General features: G+C 73.0%; 12 protein-coding genes. 8 read left to right on the top strand and 4 right to left on the bottom strand.

Annotation, left to right across the window (positions count from 1 at the left end; all coding sequences use genetic code 11):
• Window positions 1-28 precede the first annotated feature (28 nt).
• Window positions 29-1,861: an AMP-dependent synthetase/ligase gene (locus ACIP5M_RS11855; RefSeq protein WP_401195249.1), complete on the top strand. Its 1,833-nt coding sequence runs from the start codon at window positions 29-31 to the stop codon at window positions 1,859-1,861.
• Window positions 1,862-1,917: 56 nt separating this feature from the next.
• Here the strand turns inward: ACIP5M_RS11855 and sph are convergent, their stop codons facing one another.
• The gene (gene sph, locus ACIP5M_RS11850; RefSeq protein WP_401195248.1) at window positions 1,918-2,922 is read right to left on the bottom strand and encodes a sphingomyelin phosphodiesterase; all 1,005 of its coding nucleotides are present in this window, start codon (window positions 2,920-2,922) and stop codon (window positions 1,918-1,920) included.
• 157 nt (window positions 2,923-3,079) lie between these two features.
• Here sph and ACIP5M_RS11845 point away from each other — a divergent pair, with 157 nt between their 5' ends.
• A complete protein-coding gene (locus ACIP5M_RS11845; protein ID WP_401195245.1) occupies window positions 3,080-3,982 on the top strand; it encodes an oxygenase MpaB family protein in 903 nt (300 codons plus the stop codon).
• Between the two features lie 63 nt (window positions 3,983-4,045).
• Here the strand turns inward: ACIP5M_RS11845 and ACIP5M_RS11840 are convergent, their stop codons facing one another.
• Entirely contained in the window at window positions 4,046-5,572 is a 1,527-nt protein-coding gene (locus ACIP5M_RS11840) for a M1 family metallopeptidase (RefSeq protein WP_401196283.1), read from the bottom strand.
• Between the two features lie 405 nt (window positions 5,573-5,977).
• Here ACIP5M_RS11840 and ACIP5M_RS11835 point away from each other — a divergent pair, with 405 nt between their 5' ends.
• The 5 genes from ACIP5M_RS11835 (at window position 5,978) to ACIP5M_RS11815 (ending at window position 12,154) form a co-directional block, all read left to right on the top strand.
• Entirely contained in the window at window positions 5,978-6,841 is an 864-nt protein-coding gene (locus ACIP5M_RS11835) for a hypothetical protein (protein WP_401195242.1), read from the top strand.
• Between the two features lie 98 nt (window positions 6,842-6,939).
• On the top strand, window positions 6,940-9,444 hold the full coding sequence (locus ACIP5M_RS11830; RefSeq protein WP_401195240.1) for a Tex family protein: 2,505 nt from the start codon (window positions 6,940-6,942) through the stop codon (window positions 9,442-9,444).
• A 249-nt stretch (window positions 9,445-9,693) separates the two neighbouring features.
• Window positions 9,694-10,188, top strand: coding sequence for a hypothetical protein (locus ACIP5M_RS11825; RefSeq protein WP_401195237.1), 495 nt, complete (start codon window positions 9,694-9,696; stop codon window positions 10,186-10,188).
• The gene (locus ACIP5M_RS11820; protein WP_401195235.1) at window positions 10,185-11,378 is read left to right on the top strand and encodes an MAB_1171c family putative transporter; all 1,194 of its coding nucleotides are present in this window, start codon (window positions 10,185-10,187) and stop codon (window positions 11,376-11,378) included. Before ACIP5M_RS11825 ends, ACIP5M_RS11820 begins: the two co-directional genes overlap by 4 nt.
• Entirely contained in the window at window positions 11,375-12,154 is a 780-nt protein-coding gene (locus tag ACIP5M_RS11815) for an SDR family NAD(P)-dependent oxidoreductase (RefSeq protein WP_401195233.1), read from the top strand. Before ACIP5M_RS11820 ends, ACIP5M_RS11815 begins: the two co-directional genes overlap by 4 nt.
• A gap of 72 nt (window positions 12,155-12,226) precedes the next feature.
• Here the strand turns inward: ACIP5M_RS11815 and ACIP5M_RS11810 are convergent, their stop codons facing one another.
• Both ACIP5M_RS11810 and ACIP5M_RS11805 read right to left on the bottom strand, forming a co-directional pair.
• Window positions 12,227-12,529 (bottom strand): hypothetical protein, encoded by a 303-nt coding sequence (locus tag ACIP5M_RS11810; protein ID WP_401195231.1) that lies wholly within the window; start codon window positions 12,527-12,529, stop codon window positions 12,227-12,229.
• Between the two features lie 309 nt (window positions 12,530-12,838).
• Window positions 12,839-14,476 (bottom strand): ABC-F family ATP-binding cassette domain-containing protein, encoded by a 1,638-nt coding sequence (locus ACIP5M_RS11805; protein ID WP_401195228.1) that lies wholly within the window; start codon window positions 14,474-14,476, stop codon window positions 12,839-12,841.
• Window positions 14,477-14,569: 93 nt separating this feature from the next.
• Between ACIP5M_RS11805 and ACIP5M_RS11800 the strand changes: the two genes are divergently transcribed.
• Window positions 14,570-15,529 carry a GlxA family transcriptional regulator gene (locus ACIP5M_RS11800; protein ID WP_401195225.1) on the top strand — a complete coding sequence of 320 codons (960 nt, stop codon included), beginning with the start codon at window positions 14,570-14,572 and terminating at the stop codon, window positions 15,527-15,529.
• The last annotated feature ends 164 nt before the right edge of the window (window positions 15,530-15,693 follow it).

Genomic DNA, 15,693 nt, shown 5'->3' with positions numbered 1-15,693 from the left:
AACGATGTGAAACGGCCAGGAGCTGCCCATGACCACGAAACTGCGACTGCCCGGACACCCGGAGGAGACCACCCTCCCCGCCCTGCTGGCCCGCAACGCCGCCGAGTACGGGGCACTGCCCGCGCTCTCGTGGCGCACGGCCGGGGCCTGGGAGACCCTCAGCTGGAGCGAGGTGCGCCGCAAGGTCGCCGTCCTCGCCTCCGGCTACGCCGCGCTCGGCGTCGAGCGCGGCGACCACGTCCTGCTGATGATGGGCAACCGCCCCGAGCACTGGCTCAGCGACCTGGCCCTCGTCCACCTGGGCGCCGTCCCCGTCACCGTGTACGGAACCTCCGCGCCCCAGCAGATCGCCCACATAGCCCGCCACAGCCGGGCCAGGCTCGCCGTCGTCGAGGGCGAGCGCGAACTCGCCCGCTGGGAGCCGCTGCTCGCCGACCCCGCAGTGCCCCTGGAACGCCTGGTCGTCGCCGAGGCCGCGCAGGCCGGCCCGCACCGCACGTACGGCTCGCTGTACGCGAGCGGCGCCCGCCTGCACCACCCCGACGCCTTCGAGAAGGCCTGGCGGGAGACCCGCCCCGAAGACCCGCTGACCGTCGTCTACACCTCCGGCACCACGGGCGACCCCAAGGGCGTCCGGCTGACCCACCGCAACATCCTGCTCCAGACCGTCCGCCTCGACCGGAACGTGGACCTCCCCGAGCACGCCGAGCACATCTGCTACCTGCCCTTCGCGCACATCGCCGAGCGGGTGCTCGGCATCTACCTGCCCCTGCTGCGCGCCGCGCACGTGCGGCTGTGCGCCGACCCCACCGCCGTGTCCGGCGCGGTCCGCGAGCTGCACCCCGTGCAGTTCTTCGGCGTGCCCCGGGTGTGGGAGAAGCTCGCCGCCTCCGTACGGGCGGTCCTCGCGCAGCTCCCGCAGGAGCAGCGGCAGGCCATCGAGGCCGCGAACGACCTCGCGCGGGCCCGGGCCGGCCACCGGGAGCGCGGGCAGGCGGTCCCGCCCGCGCTCGAAGCCTCGTACGCCCGCGCGAAGGAGCAGGTGCTCGACCCGCTGCTGGGCCTGGCGGGCCTGGACCGGCTCGTCTGGACGGCCAGCGCGACCGCACCGATGCCGATCGACGTGGTCCGCTTCTGGGCGGGCTGGGGGATCACCATCATGGACGCCTGGGGGCTGACCGAGACCTCCGGCGTGTGCACGGTCAACAGCCCGGACGCCTTCCGGCTCGGCTCGGTGGGCCGCCCGATCGAGGGGCTGGAGCTCAGGCTCGCCGAGGACGGCGAGATCCTCGCGCGCGGCGCGACCGTCTTCGGCGGCTACCTGCGGCCGGACGGCTCGGTGGAGAGCGCGTGCGACGCGGAGGGGTGGTTCCCGACCGGCGACGTGGGCCGGCTCGACGAGGACGGGTTCCTCTGGCTGACGGACCGCAAGAAGGAACTGATCATCACCTCGAACGGCAAGAACGTCTCGCCGGCGCTCGTGGAGAACACCGTCAAGGAGCACCCGCTGATCGGCCAGGCCCTGGTCCACGGCGACGGCCGCTCCTACCTCGTCGCCCTGCTGGTCCTGGACCCGGAGCTGGCCCCGGCCTGGGCCGCCGCCCGGGGGATCGAGGCCGCCTCACCGGCCGAACTCGCCGAGCACCCCGCCGTCCGTTCGGAGGTCGACCGCGCCGTCGAGGCGGCCAACGCGCGGCTCAACCGGACCGAGCAGATCAAGCGCTACCGGCTGCTGACCGAGGAATGGGGGCCCGAAACGGGTGAGCTGACCCCCTCGCTGAAGCTCCGCCGCCGGGTGATCCGCGACAAGTACGGCGACCTGATCGACGGCCTCTACGGGCCCTCGTACGAAGCTCCGTAGCCCGCACGGGCGGGTCGGTGAGCGGGCGACCGCTGACCGACCCGCCACGGGCCGGCCTAGCGGCCGATCAGCGGGTAGTGGTCGGAGAGGTTGGTGTAGGTGTAGGAGGTGCCCCAGCTGGAGACCGTCCAGGGCGCCGACTCCTCCTTGACCACGTTGTTCTCCCAGCCCGCCGGACGGGCGTTGCCCTTGCGGTAGAGGACGTAGTCCAGGTCCTCGCGCGGGTCCGTCGGGTAGCGGTAGTGCGCGATCGAGTTCAGCGCGGTGTCGAAGGAGTACGGGTGGCCCGTGCGCGTGTCGGAGCCGGCCAGGTCGGCGTTGGCGAGCATCGAGGCGTACTCGGGGGTCCGCGAGTCGACGTTCATGTCTCCCGCCACGATCACCTGCTCGGCCGCCGGGATGTTCTTCCCGTCCAGGAAGGCGTCTATCGCGCGGAACTGACGGGCGCGCATCTCCGCCGCCTCGCCCGCGCCGCAGCCGGAGTCGGTGGACTGCGCGTGGGTGCCCACCACGTGCACCCTGGTGCCGTTCACGTCGAGGACCACGTAGGCGAAGCCCTTGTTCGACCACCAGTCGGAGCCGCAGGCGTCCTTGTAGACGACCTGCTCCTTGCGCACGATGGGCCACTTGCTCAGGATCGTGACGCCGCCGTCCTCCGGGGTGGTGGAGGAGTAGGAGCCGCCCGTGGCGTCCCAGCCGCTCTTGCTGCGGCCCACGACCGGCGTCTGGTACGGGTAGCGGGCCGCCGAGTTGGCCTTCAGGGCGTCCGAGGCGCCGTTGTCGAAGGCCTCCTGGAGCACGACCACGTCGTGGCCCTGGTAGAAGGAGGCCTTGGGGATCTCCGCGGCCCGGTGGTCCTGGCCCCAGTTCGGGTACAGGTTCTTGCTCATCAGGAACACGTTGTACGACAGGACGCTGAGCCGCGGCGCGGCGGCGGCCGTGGTCGTGGCGGCGGGAGCGGCCGTGGCGGAGGGTGCGGTGGTGACGGCCAGCGTGCCGGCGGCGACCGCGGCGACGGCCACGGCGGCGGCCCGGTGACGGCGGTGCGAGGTGTGCAGCATGAGGTCTCCCTCGTTCCTGTGGGGAAGATCGGCTTCGCCATCCAAGCAGCCGCGGTTACCTCTGGGTAACACCCGTGACAAGACTTTCTGTCCGGCCCGGGACATCGTGGGGGCCCATACTGGGATGACGGCACGAAGCGCACTGGGGGCAGGGAACATGAGCACGACGCGGGAGCCCGCAGAGCAGACCGCGCGCGGCGGCCCCGCCGGCCGGACGGACCCGGAGCCGCCCCCGCCCGGCGGCGTGCTGTGGACCATCGCGGGGGACGTCAGGGCGCTGCTGATGCTGCCCGCCGCCTTCACCATGCAGGTCGCGCACCCCGCCATCGCGGCCGGCGTCGACGAGTACTCCGTCTTCCGCACCGACCCCTGGGGCCGCGGCGAGCGCTCGCTGCGCTCGGTCCAGCTGTGGGTGTACGGCGGGGAGGGCGCCGCCGAGGAGGGGCGCCGGGTACGCCGTCTGCACCGGGGCATCCAGGGCACCGACACCCGCGGCCGCCGCTACCACTCCCTCGATCCGGCCTGCTACGCCTGGGTGCACGCCACCGGCTTCCCGGTCTACACGTACGCCGGCCGCTACCTCCTGCGCCGCTTCACCCCCGCCCAGGAACGGCAGCTGTACCGCGAGTGGCTCCAGGTGGGCCGGATCCTCGGGCTCCACGACCGGGACATGCCGCAGAGCATCGAGGAGTACCGGGAGTACTGGGGCCGGATGCTGGCCGAGGAGATCGAGCCGACGGCCGTCGCGCGCGAGCTCGTCGCCACCGATGTGCCGCTGCCCCGGCCCGAGGGCGGCGGCCCGCTGTCCCGGCTGCTGCTGCGGCTCACCTGGCCGGTGCTGCGCGTGGCGTTCCTGCGCTTCCGGGCCTTCGTCTCCGTCGGCTACATGCCGCCCGAGGCGCGCGCCGCCATCGGGCTGGAGTGGAGCCCCGCGCAGGAGCGCAGGCTCCGGCGGTTCAGCGCGGTGGTGCGACTCCTCGTACCCCTGTTGCCGGAGCGCCTGCGGTATCTGCCGATCGCCCGCCGGGCGCGCGCCGAGTGGCGCGCCGGCGCCCGCTGAGGGGCGCCGGGCGCGCCGGGCCCCGTACCTCCGGGAGGACCGGGGCCGGGGCCGGAGCGGGACTCAGTCGCGGTGCTCGTGCTCGTGGACGGTGTTCGTCTCCGCGATCTTCTTCCAGGACTTCGGCTCGGCCGCCGGCTTGACCGGCGCCGCCTGGGAGGCACGGGCCGCCGGAGCCTTCGCCGTCCCGTTCAGGGCCGAGGCGTCGGGCTTGCCCGGGGTGTAGAGCCAGGTCTCGAAGAGCTGCGCGAGCGGCTTGCCCGAGACCTTCTCCGCGTACCGGACGAAGTCGCCGACCTTGGCGTTCCCGTAGGCCCGCTCGGTCGGCCAGCCCTTGAGGATCCGGAAGAAGCTCTCGTCGCCGATCTCGTTGCGCAGCGCCTGGAGGGCGATCGCGCCGCGGTCGTAGACGGCCCCGTGGAACTGGTTCTCCGGACCCGGGTCACCCGGCTTGACCTGCCAGAACGGGTCCTCGGCCGGCCGCAGGGCGTACGCCCAGTCGGCCAGCTCCTGCGCGGTGCCCTCGCCCTCCTTCTCCGACCACAGCCACTGGCTGTAGCGGGCGAAGCCCTCGTTGATCCAGATGTCCTTCCAGCCCTCCACGGACACGCTGTCGCCGTACCACTGGTGGGCGAGCTCGTGCACGACCACCGAGACGTTGGCGCCGTTCGAGAACTGGCGCGGGCCGTAGAACGGACGCGTCTGCGTCTCCAGCGCGAAGCCGGCCGTCACGTTCGGCACGTAGCCGCCCAGCGCGTTGAAGGGGTACGGGCCGAAGACCCCTTCCAGCCACTCGGCGACCTCGCCCGTCCGCTCCACGCTCGCGCGGGCCGCACCGGCGTTGTCGCCGAGGTCCTTGCTGTAGGCGTTGAGGATCGGCAGCCCGTTCGCCGTCTTGTCGGTGGTGATGTCGAACTTGCCTATCGCCAGAGTGGCGAGGTAGGTGGCCTGCGGCTTGTTGGAGCGCCAGTTGTACCTGGTCCAGCCGAGCCGCGAACTCTGCGACTGGAGCACGCCGTTGCTGATCGCCTGGGTGCCGTCCGGGACGTTGACGGAGACGTCGAAGGTGGCCTTGTCGAGCGGGTGGTCGTTGCTCGGGAACCACCAGACGGCCGAGTCGGGCTCCTGCGCCGCGACCCCGCCGTCGGGCGTGCGGTGCCAGGCCGTCCAGCCGTCGACCTTCAGCTCCGAGGGCTTGCCGGCGTACTTGACGACGACGGTCAGCGGGGTGTTGCGGGCGAGGGGCTTCGCCGGGGTGACCTCCAGCTCCTGCGCGCCGGAGGCGGCGAACTTCGCCTTGGCGCCGTTGACCCGCACCTCGCTGACCTGGAGGCCGAAGTCGAGGTTGAAGCGGGACAGGTCCTGCTTGGCGGTGGCCAGGAGGGTGGCGGTGCCTTCGAGCAGGTCCGTCTGCGGCTGGTACTTCAGCCGCAGGTCGTAGTGGGACACGTCGTATCCGCCGTTGCCGCTGGCCGGGTAGTAGGGGTCGCCGATACCCGGGGCGCCCGGACCGTAACTCGCGGCCGACGCCGGGATCACCAGCAGCAGGGAAGCGGCGAGCACGCTCGGGGCGATGACTTTGCGGTGCACGAAGGGCTCCAAGTGGTAGGGGAGACACATCGGTTCAAGGTCTCGTCGTCCGACCGTATTCACCCGTGCGTCCCACGTCCTGTCCATGGCCCCTGCCGTCACACGATCGGCATCCGGCCGCAAAGAAACCGCAGCGGGGCGGCCTCCCCGTCTCGCGCGCCGGGCCGGAAGCAGCGATCGCCGCCGAACGGGAGTACAGGCCGACCGCACCGGCAGCCCCGAAGTTGGCCCGAAGTCGACGCTGCCGCGCGCGGGGCCCGGGGCCCCGCACGCCGGCCCGGCGCTCCCCTTCGCCGCGCCCGGCGGCCCTCGCCTCCCGCCTCTGCGTGGCCGTGCGGGCGGCCCCACCGCGTCCTGGGGCACCTCGCCCTTCCGGACATACTGAGCAGTCGGTAACCTGCGCGCATGACTCTTCCCGCGCTCGCCGCCCGGCACGCCTGGCATGGCGCCATCAACCCGCTGCACTCCACCGTGTACTTCTCCCCGGACTACCTCAAGGAGCTCGCCGCCTTCGGGGTCGACAACCCGAACGCCGCCAACCTGGCCGGACGGGCCGCGGCCATGGGACCCGTCGGACCCGGTCTGGTCGCCGCCACCTTCTACAACTACCGCTACGACCACCTCGCCCGGTTCCTGCCCGCCGTCTGGGACAGCGTCTCCCCCGAGGAGGTCATCGCCGCCCGCTACCGAGCCGCCGACAGCACCCTGCGCCGGCTGCTCGGCGACGAGACCGTCGAGTCACCCGAGCTGGCCGAGGCCGCCGAGCTGGCCCTGCGTGCCACCGAGGGCTGTACCCGCCACGCCCGCCCGCTCTACGCGGCCCACGCCGACCTCCCGGTGCCCGAGCAGCCGCACCTGCGGCTCTGGCACGCCACCACCCTGCTGCGCGAGCACCGCGGCGACGGCCACCTCGCGGCCCTGCTCATCGTCGGGCTCGACCCGGTGGAGGCCCTCGTCAGCCACGGCGCCACCGGCAAGGGCATGACCTCCAAGTGGCTCAAGGCCACCCGCGGCTGGGAGCAGGCCGACCTGGACGCCGCCGCCGAGCGCCTGCGCGAGCGCGGCGTGCTCGACGCGGCCGGAGAGCTGACCGAGGAGGGCAAGGCCCTGCGCGAACGGCTGGAGACGGAGACCGACCGCCTGGACTCCGCCCCGTACGAACACCTCGGCGCGGCCGGCCTGGCCCGCCTGGCGGAACTGGGCGGCGGCTTCGTGCTCAAGGCCGTCGCGGCCGGGGCCTTCCCCGCCGACCTCCGCGGCAAGGGCTGACCGTCGGGCGGCCGGTCGGCAGGGGTCCCGCCGACCGCGCCGCCACCTGCCACAATTGGCAGCCTTCCAGTGCAAACGAAGGCAGGCGGGACCCGATCGTGACGATGTCCATCGAAGGCAGGATCGCCGAGGAGCTCGGCGTACGGGAGCGGCAGGTCAAGGCCGCCGTCGAGCTGCTCGACGGCGGCTCCACCGTGCCGTTCATCGCGCGCTACCGCAAGGAAGCGACCGAGATGCTCGACGACGCCCAGCTGCGCACCCTCGAGGAGCGGCTGCGCTATCTGCGCGAGCTGGAGGACCGGCGCGCCGCGATCCTGGACTCCGTACGGGAGCAGGGCAAGCTCGACGCCGAGCTGGAGGCGCGGATCAACGCGGCCGACACCAAGGCCCGGCTGGAGGACATCTACCTCCCCTTCAAGCCCAAGCGCCGCACCAAGGCGCAGATCGCCCGCGAGGCCGGCCTGGAGCCGCTGGCCGAGGGCCTGCTCGCCGACCCGTCGGTCGAACCGGCCGTCGCGGCGGCCGCGTTCGTCGACGCGGACAAGGGTGTCGCCGATCCGGCCGCCGCCCTGGAGGGCGCCCGCGCCATCCTCACCGAGAAGTTCGCCGAGGACGCCGACCTCATCGGTGAACTGCGCGAACGCATGTGGAGCCGCGGCCGGCTCGCCGCGAAGGTCCGCGAGGGCAAGGAGGAGGCGGGCGCCAAGTTCGCCGACTACTTCGACTTCGCCGAGCCGTTCACCGCGCTGCCCTCCCACCGCGTCCTCGCCATGCTGCGCGGCGAGAAGGAGGAAGTCCTCGACCTCACCCTGGAGCCGGAGCCGCCGAGCGAGACGCCCGGCCCCTCCACGTACGAGGGGCTCGTCGCCCGCCGGTTCGGGATCAACGACCGTGGCCGTCCCGGCGACAAGTGGCTCGCCGACACCGTCCGCTGGGCCTGGCGTACGAAGATCCAGGTGCACCTCGGCATCGACCTGCGCATGCGGCTGCGCTCCGCCGCCGAGGACGAGGCCGTCCGGGTCTTCGCCGCGAACCTGCGCGACCTGCTGCTCGCCGCGCCCGCCGGCACCCGTGCCACGCTCGGCCTCGACCCGGGTTTCCGTACCGGTGTGAAGGTCGCCGTCGTGGACGCCACCGGCAAGGTCGTGGCCACCGACGTCATCCACCCCCACGTTCCCGCCAACAAGTGGGACGAGTCCCTCGCCAAGCTGGCCCGCCTCGCCCGGGAGCACGCGGTCGACCTGATCGCCATCGGCAACGGCACCGCCTCCCGCGAGACCGACAAGCTCGCCGGGGACCTCATCGCCCGCCACCCCGAGCTGGGCCTCACCAAGGTGATGGTCTCGGAGGCCGGCGCCTCCGTGTACTCCGCCTCCGCCTTCGCCTCGCAGGAACTCCCGGACATGGACGTGTCCCTGCGCGGGGCGGTCTCCATCGCCCGCCGCCTCCAGGACCCGCTCGCCGAACTCGTCAAGATCGACCCAAAGTCGATCGGCGTCGGCCAGTACCAGCACGACCTGTCCGAGGTGAAGCTCTCCCGCTCGCTCGACGCGGTCGTCGAGGACTGCGTGAACGGCGTCGGCGTGGACGTCAACACCGCCTCCGCGCCGCTGCTCTCCCGCGTGTCGGGCATCAGCGCCGGACTTGCCGAGAACATCGTGGCCCACCGCGACGCCAACGGCCCGTTCCGCAGCCGCAAGGGCCTCAAGGACGTGGCGCGGCTCGGCCCGAAGGCGTACGAGCAGTGCGCGGGCTTCCTGCGGATCCGCGGCGGGGACGACCCGCTGGACGCCTCCGCCGTACACCCCGAGGCCTACCCGGTGGTCCGGGCCATGGGCAAGACGGCCGGCGGCGAGGTGGCGTCCCTGATCGGCAACACCGGTGTCCTGCGCTCCTTGCGGCCCGAGCAGTTCGTCACCGAGGCCTTCGGCCTGCCCACCGTCACCGACATCCTGCGGGAGCTGGAGAAGCCGGGCCGCGACCCGCGCCCCGCCTTCAAGACGGCCACCTTCAAGGAGGGCGTGGAGAAGATCGGCGACCTGGCCCCCGGGATGATCCTGGAGGGCGTCGTCACGAACGTGGCCGCCTTCGGCGCCTTCATCGACATCGGCGTGCACCAGGACGGGCTGGCGCACGTGTCCGCGCTGTCCAAGACCTTCGTCAAGGACCCCCGCGACGTGGTCAAGCCCGGGGACATCGTCCGCGTCAAGGTCATGGACGTGGACATCCCGCGCAAGCGGATCTCGCTCACCCTGCGGCTGGAGGACGAGGCGGACCGCACCGCCGGTGCGCCGAGGCAGCGCGAGGAGCGGCAGGAACGGCGCGCCGGCGGCGGCCGTCCTCCCCGGCAGCGCGGCGACGCGGGCACCGGCACCCGCGAGGGCGGCCGGAACCAGGGCCAGGGCCAGGGCCAGGGGCAGGGGCAGGGGCAGGGCCAAGGTCAGGGTCAGGGACAGCGGAACCAGGGCCGGCGGGGCCAGGGGCAGGGCGGCCAGGACCGCCGGCAGGGCGGCGGCAGCGCCCCCGCCCCGGCCAACAGCGCCATGGCCGACGCCCTGCGCCGCGCCGGCCTGACGGGCCCCGAGGAGCGGCGAAAGCGCTAGTCGGAGCCGGTGGCAGGCGGGTCTTCGCGCGAATGGCCGAATAGGTGCCCTGGATTCCGGGGCACCTTGCCAATTCGCGTACAAGATCTGTAGGCATGGTGGAACGCCCGTTCGTCACCCGGCGGACGGGCATCCGCATTTCCCCTCAGGACCGCATTCCCCGAGGCCGCCTTGAAGGCACAGGACACCATGCCCATGCCCACGCACGCCTACCGACGCTGCCCGAGAAAGGGTCCGAAGAGGGATCACATGCCCCACCCGCAACTCAGCCTGCGCAAACGGTGCGAGAACATTCTCGGCCAACTGGACCTGACCCGTCCGTTCTCCCTCGACGCGCTGTGCAGCCGAATAGCCGAGCAGCGCGGCCGCCCCATCCGACTTCACCCCCTCCCCAAGGAGGCCGCCGAATCCGGCGTCTGCGGGCTGTGGGTGGGCACCGCCACCGTCGACTACGTCTTCTACGAGGCGCAGACCACCCCGCTGCACCGCGAGCACATCGTGCTCCACGAGCTCGGGCACATCCTCTTCGGCCACCACTCGCTGGAGGGCGAGGAAGCCGACGGAGCCGCACCGACCGTGCTCGGGCGCACCAACTACACCACCACCCAGGAGCAGGAGGCGGAGATGCTCGCCAGCATGATCCGCATCCGCACCGCGAACTCCGGCCCGCACACGGCCGCCCCCGCCCGGGGCACCCTGGCCCGGCTGGAGTCCGCCATGGGCTACGGACGGGGGGAGAGATGACCGCCGCCGACCTGACGGACTTCGGCAACGCGCTCGCCGTCCCGAGCGTCGTGTGCCTGTGGATCGCGGTCCTGCTCCGCGCCCCGGGCGCCCTGCGCTCCCCGCAGCAGCGCGGCCTGTGGCTGGCCGTCGCCACCGCCGCCGCCGCGATGACCCTGAACCTCCCGGACGTCGTCGCGTACGCCATGCGCCGCGGCCCCGAGTACGCCCACACCATCGGTCTCGTCCGCAACCTCACCGGTGTGCTCTCCGCGGGCGCCGTGATCTACTTCGTGGCCGCCACCACCCGCGGCCGCCGGCTCCAGCTCGCCTCGTGGATCGCCACGGTGGGCTGGCTCTCCGCGCTGATCGCCCTGGACCTGGCCGCTCCCGCGCACGGCACCCACACCATGCCGCCCGTCGGGGATCCGGTGCCCTCGCTCGCCTACTGGCTGGTGCTGATCTCCGCGCACGTGGTCGCCAACACCATCTGCGTCGCCCTGTGCTGGCGCTACAGCCGCCGCACCGAGAGCCGCGGACTGGCCGCCGGGCTGCGGCTGTTCGGCCTCGGTACCGCGCTGGCCGGCCTGTTCTGGTTCGCGTACCTCCTCAAGGCCCTGTTCGGCAACACCTGGGCGATGCCCGCCCTGCCGCTGCTGATGAACCTGCACGGGCTGCTGCGCGCCGCCGCGATCCTCGTGCCGACCCTGTTCACCTTCCGCCGTACCGCCGCCGACATCGCCACGGCCTGGCGGCTGTGGCCGCTGTGGCGCGACCTGGTGCAGGCCGTCCCGCACGTGGCCCTCAACAAGCCCCGGGCCGGACGGGTCGTGGAGCTGCTGTGGCCGCCGGTCCCGCGCGACATGCTCGTCTACCGCAAGGTCATCGAGACCCGCGACGCGATCCTGATCCTGGGGGAGTACGTCGCCCCCGGCTCCCTGGAGCTCGCCCGCGGCCAGGTCGCCGGGCGCGGGATCCCCGAGCAGCGGCGCACCGCGGCCGCGCTGGCCTCCGTACTGAAGGAGGCGCGGCAGGCGAAACTCGCCGGACTGCCCGGGCACGCCGGGGAATCGGCCGGGCTGGAGCTGCCCGCCGCGATGCAGAGTTCGCACGAGGGCGGTGACCTGGCCGACGAGGCGCGGTTCCTCGTCGACGTCGCCCAGGCCTACGCCTCGGCGACGCCCGGAACCGAGGGGGTGAAGGTGTCGTGAGCACGACCGTACTGATCACCGGGGCGAGCGCCGGACTGGGTGCCGCCTTCGCCCGGGGCTTCGCGGCCAAGGGCTGCGACCTGGTGCTGGTCGCCCGCGACAAGGAACGGCTGGAGGCCGTCGCGCAGGAGCTGGGCCGCGAGTTCGGCACGGTGTCCGAGGTACTGCCCGCCGACCTGCTGGACGCGGCGGACTGCGCGGCGGTCGCCGAGCGGCTCGCCGACCGGGGCCGGCCGGTGGACATCCTGGTCAACAACGCGGGGTTCGGACTGCCCGCCCCCTTCCCGTACAGCCCGGTCGAGGACGAGGAGCGGATGCTCGACCTGCTGGTCAAGGTGCCGCTCCGGCTCACCCACGCCCTGCTGCCGGGCCTGCGCGAACGCCGCCGGGGGGCCGTCCTCAACGTCTCCTCGGTGGCCGGCCTGCTGCCGACCGGGACCTACGGGGCCGCCAAGGCCTGGGTCACCGCCTTCAGCGAGTCCCTGCGGGTGGACATGGAGCCGTACGGGGTGCGGGTCCTGGCGGTGGTGCCCGGGTTCACGCGCACCGAGTTCCAGGAGCGCGCCGGGATGGACGTCAGCGCCCTGCGCGAAGCGGTCTGGCTGCAACCGGAGGACGTGGTCGCGCGGGCCCTGCGCGACCTGGCCCTGCGCCGCCCGCTCAGCATCACCGGGCGCCGCTACCGGGCGTACGCCCTGGCGGCCCGCCACCTCCCGCGCGGCTTCGTGGCCCGCAGGATGGCCCGCACCCGGCGCGCTCCGGAGGACACCCCGTAGGGGGCCGTCGATCAGGCCAGTGCGCGGCCCGCTGAGGGGCCGCGCACCGGCATGAGGGGATGAGGGGACGAATCAGCAGTCGTGGCCGCCGTGGCCGCCGTACCCACCGTGGCCGCCATAACCACCGTGGCCACCGTGCCGGCCGTGTCCGCCCCAACCGTTGTCGTCATCGTCGTCCCAGCCGCCGTAGCCGCCGTGGTGCCAGCCGTAGCCGTCGTCATCGTCGTCGTCGTCCCAGCCACCGGCGACGTAGCTGACGTGCTGGGCCGGTGCTGCCGCCGAGGCGGTGCCCGCCGTGCCGAGCGCGGCCCCGCCGGCCATCAGAAGACCGGCAGCGGAGACCACGAAGAGGCGCTTCGCTCTCTGTGCAAACATGAGAATTTCCCTTTCCTCCCGCCCTCTCGCCCCTCTGTGAAGCGTGAGGAAGCGGAACCGCGGCCGCAGAACAGAATGCGCAGCGCGGATCGGATACAGGGCCGCGGGAAATGCGGAAGCACAGGTCAGGCCACGGGGGCTCGGGCGCCACAAGGGTCACTTGGCGGGCCACGCTCGGAGGTTCCACCCTCGTTCTACGCGCGACTCCGGCCCATGCGGGCGTGCTCCGCGGATGCGGCTCTCACCCACAAAGGCTAGTCGGGTGCAGGCCGGTCGGCACCTTGGGAGCCAGCCCCGCAGGCCGGGAGCCTAAAGCTCGGTGACCCTGCCGTCCGCGACCCGCAGGCGGCGGGTCACCGAGACGGCGTCCAGCATGCGGCGGTCGTGCGTCACCAGCAGGAGCGTGCCCTCGTAGGCCTCCAGGGCCGACTCCAACTGCTCGATCGCGGGAAGGTCGAGGTGGTTGGTGGGCTCGTCCAGGACCAGCAGGTTCACCCCGCGGCCCTGGAGCAGCGCGAGGGCCGCGCGGGTGCGCTCGCCGGGGGAGAGGGTGGCCGCCGGACGCAGGACGTGGGCCGCCTTGAGACCGAACTTCGCCAGCAGCGTGCGCACTTCGGCCGGCTCGGTGTCCGGGACCGCCGCGCAGAAGGCCTCCAGCAGCGGTTCGTCACCGAGGAACAGCCCGCGGGCCTGGTCCACTTCGCCGATCAGGACCCCGGAGCCGAGGGTGGCGGAGCCGGAGTCCGGCTCCAGCCGGCCGAGCAGCAGGGCCAGGAGGGTGGACTTGCCCGCGCCGTTGGCCCCGGTGATGGCCACCCGGTCCGCCCAGTCGATCTGGAGGCTCACCGGCCCCAGGCGGAAGTCCCCGCGCTTGACGGCGGCTTCGCGCAGGGTCGCCACCACCGAGCCGGAGCGCGGGGCCGCCGCGATCTCCATGCGCAGCTCCCACTCCTTGCGCGGCTCCTCGACGACATCGAGCCGCTCGATCGCGCGCTGCGTCTGGCGGGCCTTGGCGGCCTGCTTCTCGCTCGACTCGCCGCGCAGGTTCTTGCCGATCTTGTCGTTGTCGCTCGCCTTGCGGCGGGCGTTGCGGACGCCCTTGTCCATCCAGTTGCGCTGCATCTGCGCCCGGCCCTCGAGCGCGGACTTCTTGCCCGCGTACTCCTCGAACTCCTCGCGCGCGTGGTTCCGGGCCCGCTCGCGCTCCTCCAGGTACGCCTCGTAGCCGCCGCCGTAGAGGTTGATCTGCTGCTGCGCCAGGTCGAGTTCGAGGACCTTGGTGACGGTCCGCGTCAGGAACTCGCGGTCGTGGCTGATCACGACGGTGCCCGCGCGCAGCCCCGTGACGAACCGCTCCAGCCGCTCCAGACCGTCCAGGTCGAGGTCGTTGGTGGGCTCGTCGAGCAGGAAGACGTCGTAGCGGGAGAGGAGGAGCGAGGCGAGGCCGGCCCGCGCTGCCTGGCCGCCGGAGAGCGCCGTCATGGGCAGGTCCAGGCCCACGGTGAGGCCGAGCTCCGCGGCGACCTCCTCGGCCCGCTCGTCGAGGTCGGCGCCGCCGAGGTTCAGCCACTGGTCCAGGGCGGTCGCGTACGCGTCGTCCGCGCCCGGCGTCCCGTCCACCAGGCCCTGCGTCGCCGCGTCGAGCTCCGCCTGCGCGGCGGCCACGCCCGTACGCCGGGCCAGGAAGTCCCGTACCGACTCCGCGGGCCGGCGCTCCGGCTCCTGCGGAAGGTGGCCGACGGCGGCGGTGGGCGGGGAGAGCCGCAGCTCACCGGTCTCGGGGGTGTCCAGCCCGGCGAGCAGGCGCAGCAGGGTGGACTTCCCGGCGCCGTTGACGCCGACGAGGCCGATGACGTCGCCGGGCGCGACGACGAGGTCGAGATCGGCGAACAGCGTGCGCTCACCGTGCGCGGCGGTGAGCTTCTTGGCGACGAGGGTTGCAGTCATGGTCCGCCGATCCTATCCGCGCCGGGCCGCATGGCCGTAAAGGTGGGAAGCCCGGCATTGCAGCCATGGGGCGCGGCGTCACACCATGAGGCCATGTCGTTGCGAAACGTGCTCGTCGTCCTCTACGACGGGGTGCAGAGCCTGGACGTGACCGGGCCGGTGGAGGTCTTCGCCGGTGCGGCCCGGTTCCCCGGCCGGGAGGGCTACGGGATCCGGACGGTCTCCCTCGGAGGCGCGCCGGTCCGGACGAACAGCGGGCTCACCCTGATGCCGGACGGGGAGCTGGAGAGCGCCCGGCCGGGGGCCGGGACCACGCTGCTGGTGCCGGGGGGCCGGTATTCGGCCGACTTCGAGCCGAGGCTCGTCGAGTGGCTGCGCGCCCACGGGGGTGGCGCGGAGCGGCTGGTGTCCGTGTGCACGGGAGGGCTGCTGCTGGCGGCGGCCGGGCTGCTGGACGGACGGCGGGCGACGACCCACTGGAACGCGTGCGATCGGATGGCGCGGGACTACCCGGCCGTGCAGGTGGAGCCCGACCCGATCTACGTACGGGACGGGCCGGTCTCCACCTCGGCCGGGGTCACGGCCGGGATCGACCTGGCGCTGGCACTGGTGGAGGAGGACCACGGGCGGGACGTGGCGCTGACGATCGCCCGCCACCTGGTGGTGTTCCTGCGCCGGCCCGGCAACCAGGCACAGTTCAGCGCCCAGCTGGAGGCGCAGACCGCCCGGCGGGAGCCGCTGCGGGACGTGCAGCAGTGGATCACGGAGCACCCGGACGGCGACCTGAGCGTGGAGGCCCTCGCCGCGCGGGCGCGGCTCTCCCCGCGCCATTTCGCCCGGGCCTTCCGGTCCGAGACGGGGGTCACGCCGGGCCGCTACGTGGAGCGGGTCCGGGTGGAACACGCCCGCCGGCTCCTGGAGGACACCGGCGCGGGCATCGCCCAGATCTCCCGCGCCTGCGGCTACGGCACCCCGGAGGCCCTCCGCCGGGCCTTCGTGAAGACCCTGGGCCAGCCCCCGGCCGAATACCGCCGCCGCTTCGGGGCCACTTGACCCCTGTCGCGCGCCGCGAGCCGCGGGCCGGTGGGGGTGCGGTGCCGCTGCGCGGGGCTTTCCCCACCCCGCCCCTTCCCGAAACTGGGGCTCCGCCCCAGACCCCGGTCCTCAAACGCCGGACGGCTGGATTTTTTTTGCCCCCGAGCCCCGAACCAGAACCC

This window comes from Streptomyces sp. NPDC088762, assembly GCF_044750905.1.
Taxonomy (GTDB): Bacteria; Actinomycetota; Actinomycetes; order Streptomycetales; family Streptomycetaceae; genus Streptomyces.
The sequence above is the reverse complement of the archived record's forward strand: the minus strand, read 5'-3'. Positions and strand labels throughout refer to the sequence as shown.

Excerpts from the sequence above, each read along its gene's own strand:
- ACIP5M_RS11835 (WP_401195242.1), top strand. The coding sequence starts at position 5,978 with ATGACTCTTCCCGCGCTCGCCGCCCGGCACGCCTGGCATGGCGCCATC.
- sph (WP_401195248.1), bottom strand. The coding sequence starts at position 2,922 with ATGCTGCACACCTCGCACCGCCGTCACCGGGCCGCCGCCGTGGCCGTC.
- ACIP5M_RS11845 (WP_401195245.1), top strand. The coding sequence starts at position 3,080 with ATGAGCACGACGCGGGAGCCCGCAGAGCAGACCGCGCGCGGCGGCCCC.
- ACIP5M_RS11805 (WP_401195228.1), bottom strand. The coding sequence starts at position 14,476 with ATGACTGCAACCCTCGTCGCCAAGAAGCTCACCGCCGCGCACGGTGAG.
- ACIP5M_RS11855 (WP_401195249.1), top strand. The coding sequence starts at position 29 with ATGACCACGAAACTGCGACTGCCCGGACACCCGGAGGAGACCACCCTC.
- ACIP5M_RS11825 (WP_401195237.1), top strand. The coding sequence starts at position 9,694 with ATGCCCCACCCGCAACTCAGCCTGCGCAAACGGTGCGAGAACATTCTC.
- ACIP5M_RS11800 (WP_401195225.1), top strand. The coding sequence starts at position 14,570 with ATGTCGTTGCGAAACGTGCTCGTCGTCCTCTACGACGGGGTGCAGAGC.
- ACIP5M_RS11820 (WP_401195235.1), top strand. The coding sequence starts at position 10,185 with ATGACCGCCGCCGACCTGACGGACTTCGGCAACGCGCTCGCCGTCCCG.
- ACIP5M_RS11810 (WP_401195231.1), bottom strand. The coding sequence starts at position 12,529 with ATGTTTGCACAGAGAGCGAAGCGCCTCTTCGTGGTCTCCGCTGCCGGT.